Source organism: Anaerocolumna sp. (assembly GCF_032079385.1).
Taxonomy (GTDB): Bacteria; Bacillota; Clostridia; order Lachnospirales; family Lachnospiraceae; genus Anaerocolumna.
This window is the reverse complement of the sequence record NZ_DAMAUC010000006.1, coordinates 54,183-67,019: the sequence shown is the minus strand read 5'-3', so window position 1 is coordinate 67,019 and position 12,837 is coordinate 54,183. Positions and strand designations below refer to the sequence as shown.

At 33.5% G+C, this 12,837-nt stretch carries 11 protein-coding genes and 1 pseudogene; 2 read left to right on the top strand and 10 right to left on the bottom strand.

The window, feature by feature from the left end; all coding sequences use genetic code 11:
- Positions 1–82 precede the first annotated feature (82 nt).
- The 4 genes and pseudogenes from RT261_RS06880 to RT261_RS06865 form a co-directional block, all read right to left on the bottom strand.
- Complete coding sequence (locus tag RT261_RS06880; RefSeq protein WP_313131040.1) at positions 83–1,195, bottom strand: M20/M25/M40 family metallo-hydrolase; 1,113 nt, start codon at positions 1,193–1,195, stop codon at positions 83–85.
- A gap of 204 nt (positions 1,196–1,399) precedes the next feature.
- A pseudogene (locus tag RT261_RS06875) lies at positions 1,400–1,705 on the bottom strand (transaldolase family protein); the annotation flags it as partial.
- Between the two features lie 255 nt (positions 1,706–1,960).
- The gene (locus tag RT261_RS06870) at positions 1,961–2,794 is read right to left on the bottom strand and encodes a histidinol-phosphatase HisJ family protein (protein WP_313131038.1); all 834 of its coding nucleotides are present in this window, start codon (positions 2,792–2,794) and stop codon (positions 1,961–1,963) included.
- Positions 2,795–2,963: 169 nt separating this feature from the next.
- Positions 2,964–4,193: an FprA family A-type flavoprotein gene (locus tag RT261_RS06865; protein ID WP_313131035.1), complete on the bottom strand. Its 1,230-nt coding sequence runs from the start codon at positions 4,191–4,193 to the stop codon at positions 2,964–2,966.
- A gap of 322 nt (positions 4,194–4,515) precedes the next feature.
- Between RT261_RS06865 and trxA the strand changes: the two genes are divergently transcribed.
- On the top strand, positions 4,516–4,830 hold the full coding sequence (gene trxA / locus RT261_RS06860) for a thioredoxin (protein WP_313131033.1): 315 nt from the start codon (positions 4,516–4,518) through the stop codon (positions 4,828–4,830).
- 148 nt (positions 4,831–4,978) lie between these two features.
- Here trxA and RT261_RS06855 read toward each other — a convergent pair whose 3' ends face one another.
- The 5 genes from RT261_RS06855 to RT261_RS06835 form a co-directional block, all read right to left on the bottom strand.
- Entirely contained in the window at positions 4,979–5,656 is a 678-nt protein-coding gene (locus tag RT261_RS06855; RefSeq protein WP_313131030.1) for a Crp/Fnr family transcriptional regulator, read from the bottom strand.
- 462 nt (positions 5,657–6,118) lie between these two features.
- Complete coding sequence (locus RT261_RS06850; protein WP_331665423.1) at positions 6,119–6,547, bottom strand: desulfoferrodoxin family protein; 429 nt, start codon at positions 6,545–6,547, stop codon at positions 6,119–6,121.
- Positions 6,548–6,607: 60 nt separating this feature from the next.
- Positions 6,608–7,147 (bottom strand): rubrerythrin, encoded by a 540-nt coding sequence (gene rbr, locus RT261_RS06845; RefSeq protein WP_313131028.1) that lies wholly within the window; start codon positions 7,145–7,147, stop codon positions 6,608–6,610.
- Positions 7,148–7,242: 95 nt separating this feature from the next.
- Positions 7,243–7,398, bottom strand: a complete 156-nt coding sequence (rd, locus tag RT261_RS06840) for a rubredoxin (protein WP_091688304.1) — start codon at positions 7,396–7,398, stop codon at positions 7,243–7,245.
- A gap of 204 nt (positions 7,399–7,602) precedes the next feature.
- Entirely contained in the window at positions 7,603–8,094 is a 492-nt protein-coding gene (locus RT261_RS06835; RefSeq protein ID WP_313131024.1) for a methylglyoxal synthase, read from the bottom strand.
- 545 nt (positions 8,095–8,639) lie between these two features.
- On the opposite strand from RT261_RS06835, the gene RT261_RS06830 reads away from it, so the two are divergent.
- Entirely contained in the window at positions 8,640–10,004 is a 1,365-nt protein-coding gene (locus tag RT261_RS06830; protein ID WP_313131021.1) for a citrate/2-methylcitrate synthase, read from the top strand.
- Between the two features lie 208 nt (positions 10,005–10,212).
- Here RT261_RS06830 and RT261_RS06825 read toward each other — a convergent pair whose 3' ends face one another.
- Positions 10,213–12,624, bottom strand: coding sequence for a glycoside hydrolase family 31 protein (locus RT261_RS06825; RefSeq protein ID WP_313131020.1), 2,412 nt, complete (start codon positions 12,622–12,624; stop codon positions 10,213–10,215).
- Between the last annotated feature and the right edge of the window lie 213 nt (positions 12,625–12,837).

The following is a 12,837-nucleotide window of genomic DNA, read 5'->3' as shown; positions in this document are numbered from 1 at the left end:
ATATCATATACATTAATTCTATAAACGTCAGGCAAAGTGCCCTTATTTCATCATTAACTTGTTTTTACATTGTTCTAAATTATTATTCTTTGCTTGTCATAAGTTTGTGTACTATACTTGTTACTTTCATTAAATCCTCTACAGTGGTGTATTCATTACAAGAATGTACCTGATTCATAGCACAAGCAATTACAATACCGTTTATGCCATGGCGGAAGAAATTATTGTTATCGCTTCCTCCAAATGTTCTATCCAGCTGAAATGGAATGTTTAATTCATTACATACCTTTTCATATCTTTTAATTACTCTGTGATCATCCTTTACTGCATAAGCATATTGTCCGATGATAATATCAACTTCACAGTTTCCTCCAAGTTCCTTAATGGTTTCTGTAAATATATTTTTTATATTTTCTGCCTGTTCTAATGCTTTTTCATGATTTGTGCTTCTAACCTCTCCTTGTATCTTGCAGGAATCCGGTACAATATTGGTTGCCAATCCTCCTGCTATAATACCAATATTAGCAGTTGTTTCTTCGTCAATACGTCCAAGTTTTAGCTTACTGATTACTTTTGATGCCAGAACAATTGCATTTAACCCCAATTCTGGAGCAAATCCTGCATGGGAAGCTTTTCCCTTAATTTCTGCTTCTACTTTTATAATGGAGGGTGCTATGTGGGCTGCTCCTCCGATAGGGCCGGATAAATCCAGTACGTATGCCTCTTTTGACTTTATCTTTGAGTAATCAAATACTTCGCTTCCTCTTAGATAGGGTTCTTCCGCAATAGTGAACAAAACTTCAATTGCCCTATGTGGTGTATTATTTTCTTTCAAGGAACGGATTGATTCCAATATAGCCACAATACCGCTAAGGTCATCGGCTCCTAATACGGTGGTACCGTCACTTTCTATTCTTCCGCCTTCTTTTAATACTGCTCTTTTGCCTATAGCAGGTGCTACTGTATCCATATGAGCTGAAAAAAGAAGGGGTTCTCCCTCCATGGTTCCCTCTAAATATCCATATAAATTGCCGCATTCACTATTATATATTTCACCTGCATTATCTTCATATACTTCAAAACCCAATTCTTCCAAATAACCTTTTAATACATCTGCCATTTTTCTTTCGTGAAAAGATGGAGAATCAATAGATACTAATTTACAAAATTCATTTACCAGTCTTTTTTCGTTCAACTATACCTCTCCTTCCAAAATCAAAAACATATATTTTTTTATTTATTCTATCTTATCATAACTGTTATATTATGAAAATACTATCTTTTATGTTTATTTTTTGAACAATCTTTTATGTTTCTTTCTGAACACTTATTTAAATATAAAGTTCGGTATTTCTCTTACTTTATATTTATTATCCTCCAAGATTTTACACTATCTTTAGAATATTAAAGTAACATTGGTTTTAATTCCTTCACTTGCCAGAACTTTAGTTGCTTTTAATCCTTCTACTGTCATAGGAATCTTAACCACCATATTGGGGCGATTCTTCGCGATTTCTCTTCCTTCTGCAATCATACCTTCTGCGTCTACGGTAGTAGCCTTAACTTCGCCACTGATTGGTCCGTCAACAATGGAAGCAATTTCTTTTATAACTTCAGAAAAATTTCTTCCTTCTTTTGCAATTAGAGATGGATTGGTAGTTACCCCGCAAATAACTCCCATATCATTTGCCTTTTTCAATAACATAAAACAACTACAATATATCGTTATGTAATATACCTATTAAGAAGACAAATATACTCCAAATTAATACCTCATAAACTATAAAAACTGGGCAGCTAATAAATCTTTTAGCTGCCCTAATTAATTATCATTTTTAATTCTTTATCATTTGATTTCATTCTTTGTCTTTTGATTTCATTCTTTATCATTTGATTTACATATTCAAATAATTTCTATTTACTTTACCGCTCTTTATTTTTATCTATTTATAAGTATCCCTTATAATGAATTCATAATTCTTTCTCTTCCATGAAAAGTAGCATAATATCGAATTCCTACTTCTTTTAATAAAGCCTCTACTTTATCATAAGAATATCCCAAATGTTCTGATTTATGGGCATCAGAACCAATGGTTATCAACTCCCCGCCCAGTTCTTTATAGCGAACCAATGTAGAATATTGAGGATTAGGAGCACCAAGGCCATATCGGTATCCAGCGGCATTTACTTCCAATGCCTTGCCCTGGTATATGATATGCTTTAATATTTCATCTAAAACATCCCCGTATTCCGAGTAGGAATAGTTATTAAAAAGCAATACTTTATTTCTCTCTGGATTCTCTTTTATCTCTTGATACCGGATAATGTAGTCTAAATGTCCTAATGTGTCATACTTATTATAATTTTGAATATTCTCCAATATTTTTTCAAAATACATCATAGTGCCCTGGTATGGTGTTCTACCTTCCCAGTAATCTGAAAAATAGGGGTCTAAATTATTATAAAGGTGAGTAGAACCAATGATAAAATCAAAATTATACTGGTTTGCCAGTTCTTCGTAGCGGTCTCCAATTTCAGGTACCAGACCGAATTCTACACCTTTATAAATATTGATTTTCCCACTATATTTTTCTTGCATTTCTTTTATTTTTTTAAAATATTCTTCAATAGAAAAGTTAAATTCACCATATTCCTTCGGATAATCTAAATCCATATGTTCCGTAAAACATATCTCTTCCAGTCCAAGTTCTATTGCTTTCTCAATCTGCGATTCCATGGGGGTTTCACTGTCGCTTGAAAAAGATGAATGTAAATGATAGTCTGCCTTTATCACAACTGCCTCTTTTCTATAACGTTATACGTTATCCATTTTAACCCTATGTGTTTCAAGTCTTATCTTATGTTAAAATAAACATGTATAGTATAGGAAAGCCATTATATATGCCTTTAAAAGTTGCTCCTGATACTTTACTTTCCTTATTGTAGTGCGGTCTTAATACTACTTATTTATTGCTGCATATTTCTTTTACTTGTTTCACTAATTCCTTTACACCAGCACTAATTTTTTCTAAATCTTCATCTAAGGGTGAACCCAGGAATTCTACAGGCTCAATAAAATCCCAATTCATATTTAGTTTTGTTAGGATTTCATCCAATTCCTTTTGTGCCCCTCCTGACCAGCCATAGGAACCAAAACGGAAGGCTTTTCTGTTATAAACTTTCTTCTTGCCCAGTTCTTCCAAAACTGCACCCATTGGAGGAAACATTTTAAATTCATAGGTTGGCATAGCTAAGATTATACCGGTGGAAGTCCAAGCCGAGGTAAGAACGGTTCCCCAGGAGTCTTTTGGTACTTCATGAACGTGAACAACAATATCTTCTTTCTCCAAAGCCTTAACTGCATGCGCTACCGCTTTTCCGGTCATCCCATACATAGAGCCCCATATTAAAGTAATTTCTTCTCTTGCAGGACCTTTGGAACAATCTGTATATTCAGAATATGCTTTAAAAACTTTCTCCGGATTTCTCCACATAAGGCCATGTCCCGGGGCCACAATTTTAACTGGAAGTTCACTGCATTTTGCAGTTGCTTTTTTGGTCTGAAGAGAGAAGGTGGCCAATACATTAGAATAATAACGAATGGTTTCTTGTTCATAAGTTCTTTGCTCTTCTTTGCTTAATTCATCTTCATATCTTCTATCATCTATTATTTTTCCAAAAGAACCAAATGCATCACAAGAGAACAGCGTACCGGTTAACGTATCAAATGTAGCAATGGTATCCGGCCAATGAACATTAGGAATATCTATAAAGTTAAGAATATGACCATTGCCTAAGTCCAAGGTATCCCCTTCACTAACGCATATAAAATTATCATCTTGTCCATAAAATGCATCCAGTAACATTTTTGCTTTCTTACTACCTACTACTTTAAAGTCAGTATTTATTTTCTTAAAGCTTTCAATCCAGCCGGAATGATCCGGTTCCATATGATTCACAATTAAATACTCAATGGATTCAGGAGCAATGTTCATTTGTTCCAGCAATGCATATAGGTTTTCGGGAACCCCGTCCCATCCGCAAACACCATCTACAATTGCTGTCTTTTCACCTTTTATAATATATGAATTTAGAGAAACGCCTTTGGGTATCTCCCATAAGCCCTCAAATAATATATCTTCCACATTAACAGAAAGTTGATATATTCCTTCTGCTATTTTCATAGGTTTCATAATCATTCCTCCTCTTAAAATGTATAAAATTTAGTCTCATAATTTAAACGAAATTATTTTACCAGTAATAGTACCTTTCGTCAATTATAATTGGGTATGTCCTACCCCTTTTATGTCGGATTTTTCTTATCCTTTTTATAGCTTTTTATTATTAATTTTTATTGCCGGATTTTTAACACCTTCCTAATATTTAACTATGTTCATTGTGACTACATCACAGAAAAAACTTTCATATTGATATATAGTATACTCATATCTTAAATAAATAAATGTATTTCAAAAATAACAATCCAATATCTTTTAAATTGAAAGGAGCAACATAATGAGCAAGATACTTCATATAACAAAGGATAATTTTGAAACTGAGGTAATTAAATCCGATAAGCCTGTATTATTAGACTTTTGGGCATCCTGGTGCGGTCCATGCAGAATGGTCTCTCCCATTGTTGATCAAATTGCAGATGAAAATTCATCTATTAAAGTAGGTAAAATAAATATAGATGAAGAAAGTGAGCTTGCACAGGCTTTTAAAGTAATGTCAATACCAACCCTAGTGGCATTAAAAGATGGCAAGGTTATTAATTCAAGCATTGGTGTTCAGCCAAAGCAAAAAATATTAAAACTATTAGCAGAATAACCCTGTTATTCGTTAAAATCAGATTACCAAATAATCTAGAAGTTTTCCCAAACCTTTAATTGTTAAGTCATTCTGAGAGTTTATAAGGATACGGAGCCTCCAAAATGTTTTACTCCCCCCCCCAATCTTTACTGCTCTTAGAATGACTTTACATAATTAAAGCCTTCAGTTTCTTTTTGTCGGCTATCTTAACTCCTCCTCTGGATAATTCAACGATTCCTTCCCCTTGAAAATACTTTAACATACGTGATACAACTTCTCTGGCACTGCCAACATATTTTGCAATTTGTTCATGGGTAAGTTCAATTACATCAGATCCTGTTCTTGCAGCTTCATCCGAAAGGAATATTGCGAGCCTTTTGTCAAAACTCATAAAAAGAATTTGTTCCATAGCCCACATTACATCTGAAAACCGGTCGATTACTAATTTTTGAGTATAATTTTCCGCATAAATGTTCTTATTACATAACTGCTGATAATATTTTGACTCAATTACCAATAAATCACATTCTGATTCTGCATCTATATAAACATCAAAGGTAATATTATCTAAAATACAGGAAGCTGATAATATACATATATCTCCGTCCGATAGCCGGTATAAAGTTACTTCCTTCCCTTCATCCGATAACATATATACTCTGATGTCACCTTTTCGTATTAATAGAACTCCAATACAATCCATGGATCCGCTATGAATTGGGCTGCCTTTTTCATATCGAACAGGGAATATATGATTTAGTAAAAACTTTTTTTCACCCTTATCTAATTTACTACAAAAAGGAAGGGTCTTTTCAATATATTTTATATCTTCGTCATTTAACATAATATCACTCCGTTCTAAATCATACTAGTTTCCATGGCATAAATCCTCTGCCAGCAGAAAATTCAAAGCCTCAAGTCATAGTGCAGGTATTATCATACACTATGATTATATACATAAAATTATCTTTTTACAACTGTTCTGATGAATATAAAATTATCATTAAGGATGCTTCCCTATATATTTTATAGACTTTAATAAATATGGTGGAATTTACCTTTCATCCGCTGTATAATTAAACAGTATCGGCAATTACACAAAATTAAGAATTAAAGAAATTTACACTGTGATTTACGAATATGGGAGGGGCTAATATATGAGAAATGATACAGGATTATTTATCCGTAATTATTGCAGCAAGAAAAGGTGAATGTCCTTACGAATAAAACAAAAATAAACCTTCAAGAGAGGAATATATATTACCTGCTCTTGAAGGTTTCATTAATTAAGTAAAGCACTTATTTACTATTTATTTTCTGTCTTCCATAATCCATGTAAATTACAGTATTCATAAGTAGCAATCAGTTTTTCGCCGCTTAATTCAAAAGTTGCCTTTGGCTTATCGTCCGGGCTTAAATATTTCATCTGTAAGCCTTTATCTGTTTCGATATAAATCCATTGGATGTAATGTTCAGGAGTCATAGGATGCTCAACGCTTCCGATTTCTACTGTCACTGTATTGCCGTCAACTGTTACAACTGGTAAATGTTTTTCCGTAGCAGCTTCTGTTGTATTGGCTGTAAGTTCATTCATTTCTTGACCACAGCAAACTAATGGTGCTCCAGATTCATGGATTAATGTTACCAGATTACCGCATTGTTTACAAATAAAAAACTTTGGTTCTTTTTTCATATTCTCTTCAATCCTTTCATTTTTAAAATTTTGTTTTTTCATACTCTATTCTGTATTACAATTAAAACATATACTAAAGGTTAGCACTTTACTAATTTATTATTAGTAATTTTGTGCTAATATTTTAAAGTATGCCTGTGGATGATCACAGATTGGACATTTTTCAGGTGCTTTCTTACCAACATGGATATGTCCGCAATTAGCACACTGCCAAATAGTTTCTCCATCCCTGGAAAATACAATTCCTTCTTCCACATTTTCCAATAACTTTCTGTATCTTTCTTCATGCTCTTTTTCAATTTTTGCTACGCCTTCAAACAGGTATGCAATTTTGTCAAAACCTTCTTCTCTTGCTTCCTTTGCAAAGTTAGCATACATGTCAGTCCATTCATAGTGCTCACCTGCTGCTGCATCTAAAAGATTTTCACTGGTGCTTCCAATGCCGTCATGAAGTAATTTAAACCAAATCTTAGCATGTTCCTTTTCATTATTAGCAGTTTCTAAAAAGAGTTCAGCAATATGTTCGTATCCTTCTTTTTTAGCTTTGGAAGCATAATATGTATATTTGTTTCTTGCTTCCGATTCACCTGCGAAGGCAGTTTTTAAATTTGCTTCTGTTTTTGATCCTTTTAATTCTTTCATGTTCATCCTTCTTTCTCTTCATTTGCTTATTAATTGATTTGGTTTTTAAAAAAGAGAGTAAGTATACAAAATGCTTACTCTCTTAAATATTAAATTTATAGCTCTACAAATGCTTCTTTCTCTAAACCGCATACTGGGCAAACCCAGTCTTCTGGGACATCTTCCCAAGGTGTGCCTGGAGCAATTCCGTTATCCGGATCACCTACTTCAGGATCGTATACATAACCACAAGGGCATTCATACTTTTTCATAATTTGCACCTCCAAATTTATCGTTCTTATTTATTTTTTATCTTTATTACCAACAATATCTTGTAAAGATATTGTAATTATAGCAAAACTAGTAATTAAATTCAATATAAATTTTATAAAATTTCTGATAACAATTTAAAATTATAATAGTTATCTATTATGAATTTATAAATATAACTATTTATATACATTAGGACAATTAGACTATTTATTATCTGAATCAGTGAATTTTTGAATTCTAGACATCATATTTTTGTTGAAATTATCCACTTTTCTATTATATTCTTCATCCATAAATTTAGAAGCAAGTAAAAAATCTGCCGTAGCAAGATTATTAGCAATAGGAATATCATATACAACAGCAATTCTAAGTAATGCTTTCACATCTGGATCATGAGGTTGTGATTCTAATGGATCCCATAAGAATATTACAAAGTCAATGTTCCCTTCTACAATTCTGCAGCCAATTTGCTGATCTCCGCCCAGAGGGCCACTGTTATACCCCTTTACCGGAAGTCCGGTCTTTTCAGATATAAGTCTTGCTGTGGTACCAGTTCCACATAAAAAATGATTTTTTAAAATATCTTTATTCTTTTCCGCCCATTCTGCCAATTCCTTCTTCTTTCCGTCATGAGCTATTAAAGCAATATGCTTCTTTTTATCAATCTTAAAATAAATGTAATCATCTAACAGCATATGTTTCCTCCTGTCCTTTTCTTATTATTGTATAAATCAATTTTGGAAAATACCAGCTAATAATGGATAAGTATACCACCACAGACAAAGTATGATTTTATCTATCTCCGATAATAATATCATAGATGATTTGTTTATAAAAAGCAATTATAAAAGTGTAAAATATATTCTTTCATGATAATTTTAAGTTTGCTTTTTTCTTCCTAGGTAAACTGAATTTTTATTCGTTTTTTTATATGAATTTTATATTTTTTTTCTTGTCAATTCAATATATTATGTGATAGAATAAAACAACTATTATCACTTACCAGATCATTTGCAAATATTTCTATTTTAACTTATTACTTAGGTGGAATATTGAAGTTTTTTATCGGATCTTGTGTAATTATATACTTTGCCTTTTATTTTTATTCGCTTCTTTAATTCCGCCCATCATTTTACACTTTTCTTTCTGATGCTTGCAAACATATTGAGATAATCTTCTATCTCGATTCTCAACTAATTCATTATATTTATGTTTTAGACAAGACAAAAAGGAGGTAATTATGAACAGCAATCCATTTTCAAACATTACGCCAGATATATTAGAACTAACAGAATTATGTAAAAAGAACAGTAATATCAATCCTGAACTTTATTCTAAGTACGATGTAAAAAGAGGACTTAGAGATGTAAGCGGTAAAGGTGTATTAACAGGGTTAACTGAAATTGCAGAAGTTCGTTCCTATACTATTGTTGATTCAGAATTAGTGCCATGTGAAGGTAAATTATTTTACCGCGGAATTGATGTGGAAGAAATTGTAGATGGTTTTATTAGTGAAAATCGTTTTGGATTTGAGGAAGTTACATATCTTTTACTCTTTGGCCAATTGCCGGATAAGAATGAACTTCAGAAATTCACAACCTTATTAGGTGATTATCGTTCCTTACCAACTTCATTTGTTCGGGATATCATAATGAAAGCTCCTAGTCCGGACATGATGAATACTTTAGCAAGAAGTGTTTTAACTTTATATTCCTATGATGATAAAGCAGATGATATATCCATCCCTAATGTTTTAAGGCAGTCCTTACAATTGATATCCTTATTCCCCTTATTATCTGTATACGGCTATCAGGCATTTAAACATTATCATGATGGGCAAAGCTTATTTATTCATACTCCTGAGCCTAACCTCTCTACTGCCGAAATGATTTTACATTTATTAAGACCGGATAGTAAATATACACCTTTAGAAGCTAAAATCTTAGACGTAGCTTTAGTGCTGCATGCAGAACATGGCGGCGGTAATAACTCAACTTTTACAACACACGTGGTTACATCTACAGGCACGGATACCTATTCTTCTGTTGCAGCTTCTTTAGGTTCCTTGAAAGGTCCTAAACATGGCGGTGCTAATATAAAAGTAGTAAAGATGTTCGAAGATATGAAGGAAAAAGTAAGCGATTGGACAGACGATGACGAAATATCCAATTACTTAACCGCTTTACTCCATAAAGAAGCTTTTGATAAAGCAGGGTTAATCTATGGTATGGGCCATGCAGTTTATTCCATATCTGACCCAAGAGCAAATGTTTTAAAATCATTTGTTGAAAAACTAGCAAAAGAAAAAGGTAAAGAAAAAGAATATGATTTATATAGCAAAGTGGAAAGACTTGCAGCTGAAACAATTGCAAGAGAACGTCAAATATATAAAGGCGTCAGCGCTAATATAGACTTTTACAGCGGCTTCGTATACAGTATGCTGGATCTTCCTATTGAACTGTATACCCCAATCTTCGCCATTGCTCGTATATCCGGCTGGAGCGCCCATCGTGTTGAAGAACTTATTAATGCAGGAAAGATTATTAGACCTGCTTATAAGAGTGTGGCAGCCCCAAGAGAATATGTGCCTATAACAGATAGATAATAGTAAGGTTAATCTGTAGATTACAAAACAATTATAAGAAGTGATAATGAAATGCTACTGTTAAAAATCTTCGATTAAATTTAGTCATACCAAATTTTAATCGAAGATTTTCATTTCTACATAAGAATAGATCAATAAAAGAAAAATTGAGCCATATTATCGTTATAAAAGGATAATCTTCGTAACACTTTGAAAGGTTTTGCAATAATCAATGACCATAGGCCAATAAAATTTCGCTTATTACACCTAATAAATCAGGAGACAATCCCAATGCCTGTAAATCACCTAATTTATAAGCAACCGATTCTTTTGAAGTAACAATATGATATATATCAGCTTTAAGGTTAAATTCAATCTGCATCTTATCTAATAAAGAAAAAGTTCTATCTTCTATTGGATTTTCAGCCAATATTCCACCTTGTTTAAATTCAACTTTTACTTCGGATTCTACTTTACAAGCCGGTAATATTATGGTTAGTGTATTTTTATCAAACTCATATGTTTTTGTATGTTCTACTGGATATCCATTCAAACATACCTGAATATCATTCGTATCTTTGATCCCTGTAAATCTTAAAGTATACTTTCTCTCTGCCGGTAAAAGGCTTGTACACCCTTTTGCCCCATGTATGGTAAATGTACAGTTTTCCTTCCAGTCTAATTCCATTAAAGTGGTTGCAAATTCTTTCTCTTTGTATCCAAAAGTCTCTCCGTCATCTTCATATAATTCAAATCTGCCATCAGCCCCGACAAATACCCTGATATCCAAATTAGCCGGATTACCTGTATGATTGGATTTCGCCTCTTCCAATTCTGCCATGGGAACGATGGCACCTGCTTTTGCTAAAACAGGAATATTCTCCAGGTCGCGATAAAAAGTAAACTTACGGTTTCCTTCATAAATAGTGCCCTCAAAGAAATCAAAATAAATTCCCTTTGGCAGCCATCCACAAGCTTTTCCCTCACCAACTTCTTTAATAATGGGTGTTGTTATAGGAACAACAATTAATTCCGTTCCAAAATAATATTCATTGGGTACTTGATAGGCATTCCAATCATTAGGATTCTGGTAGTACATAGGCTGTACTAAGGGTAACCCCTCTTTATGTGATAAATAGTTCATGGCATACAGATACGGAATCAATTGATGACGTAAACGTAAATACCTGCTCATGATTTGGTGGGATACAGGATGAAATCTCCAAGGCTCTTTACTGTTAAATTCATTTTTAGAACTATGAAGCCTCATAATAGGTGAAAATACTCCAAACTGGAACCATCTGGTTTCTAACTCATCGTCTTTTTTCCCATTCATATGACCGCCAATATCATGGCTCCACCAACCATAACCTACATTGGACGCATTTGCTGTAAAATAAGGCTGAAAATCAAGGGATTCCCAGCTAATAACCGTGTCACCGGAAAACCCAATGGGATACCTGTGACTTCCTACCCCTGCATATCTGGAAAGAATCAAAGGACGTTTTCCTTTTCTCCCATTATCTAAATAATGATAATGATTTAATACCCATAAAGGATCCAATCCTTCTATTTTTGTACTTAACCCCTGCTGCCAATCAATCCACCAAAAGTCCACTCCCATATCTTCATTAGGGTGATGGATATGTTTTAAATAGGCCTCTATAAATTTAGGGTCTGCCCCATCAAAATTAACTTTCTCTTCTTTTTCTATGTTTACGCCCATTTCTTTTGCTATAGCTTCATATCCATCTTCAAAAGCACGAACACCTTCTGCCGGATGCACATTCAGAGTCACCTTCATTCCCCTATTATGAAGCCAATCCATAAATCTCTCCGGGTTCGGAAATAACTCTTTATTCCAGGTATAACCCGTCCATCCGCTCCCATATTTTTCTTCTATATTAACTAAATGCCAATCCATATCAATAACTGCTACAGATAAAGGAATTCCTTCCTCCCTAAATCTCTCCATTAATTCTTTATAACTGTCTTCTGTATATTCATAATACCTGCTCCACCAATTCCCCAGTGCGAACCTTGGCAAAAGCGGTGTCATTCCACATAATTGATAGAATTCTTTCAAGCATAGTAAATAATCTTTTCCATAACCCAAGTAATAAAGGTCAATATTTCCTTTCTTTCTTGGCTCCAACCATCCGTCTTCGGTTAGAAGCAGGGAATGGCTGTCATCATAAATGGAGTATCCAGCTGTTGACATTAATCCGCTTTCTAAGGGTATGGCTCCATCCGCTTCGTCCAATGTACGTGCCGTTCCCCCAAGCATTTCTTTTCTTTGCGATAAATCATCACCATAGTGCCACACATTACCCCAATTGGTTACGTTACTCCTGCTGTGAACACATAAACCATAGGATGAAAATGGCTTTTTATCATAAATTACATGAACATAATCTGTAAGAATCTCTAAAGAATCCTCTTTCTCAATCACCTGGAATGGATATAGTTCAAATTCACGGTTTAGTACTGTCTGAGATGCCTTGTCTTCAAATTCCCCGCTCTCACTGTATTCCATCCGTATCATATGAGGTGTCAATACACAAAAACGATAATTTTCCCCTTGAATGATACTTTTGGGATTACAGATTGGTGATGTTTGTATTTTATATAAATCCTGCATGTTTTTCCTCCATAATTTTATAAAAATTATATATTCTAATGAATTGTATCGAATGTTTTTGGTTTATCGTTAAACTAACAATATCATATCACTGCAATAATGTATTGTCAATATCCTCTTGATATTCCTCTAATTACTCCTTATAATAGAATACAAGATAATTTGCAAAACAGACTACTACAGTAAAATGTATGCCTTCATTGAATTTTTGTA

Coding starts and splice junctions, on each gene's coding strand:
- RT261_RS06865 (WP_313131035.1), bottom strand. CDS start 4,193: ATGAAACCTATGAAAATAGCAGAAGGAATATATCAACTTTCTGTTAAT.
- trxA (WP_313131033.1), top strand. CDS start 4,516: ATGAGCAAGATACTTCATATAACAAAGGATAATTTTGAAACTGAGGTA.
- RT261_RS06855 (WP_313131030.1), bottom strand. CDS start 5,656: ATGTTAAATGACGAAGATATAAAATATATTGAAAAGACCCTTCCTTTT.
- RT261_RS06850 (WP_331665423.1), bottom strand. CDS start 6,547: ATGAAAAAACAAAATTTTAAAAATGAAAGGATTGAAGAGAATATGAAA.
- rbr (WP_313131028.1), bottom strand. CDS start 7,147: ATGAAAGAATTAAAAGGATCAAAAACAGAAGCAAATTTAAAAACTGCC.
- rd (WP_091688304.1), bottom strand. CDS start 7,398: ATGAAAAAGTATGAATGCCCTTGTGGTTATGTATACGATCCTGAAGTA.
- RT261_RS06835 (WP_313131024.1), bottom strand. CDS start 8,094: ATGCTGTTAGATGATTACATTTATTTTAAGATTGATAAAAAGAAGCAT.
- RT261_RS06830 (WP_313131021.1), top strand. CDS start 8,640: ATGAACAGCAATCCATTTTCAAACATTACGCCAGATATATTAGAACTA.
- RT261_RS06825 (WP_313131020.1), bottom strand. CDS start 12,624: ATGCAGGATTTATATAAAATACAAACATCACCAATCTGTAATCCCAAA.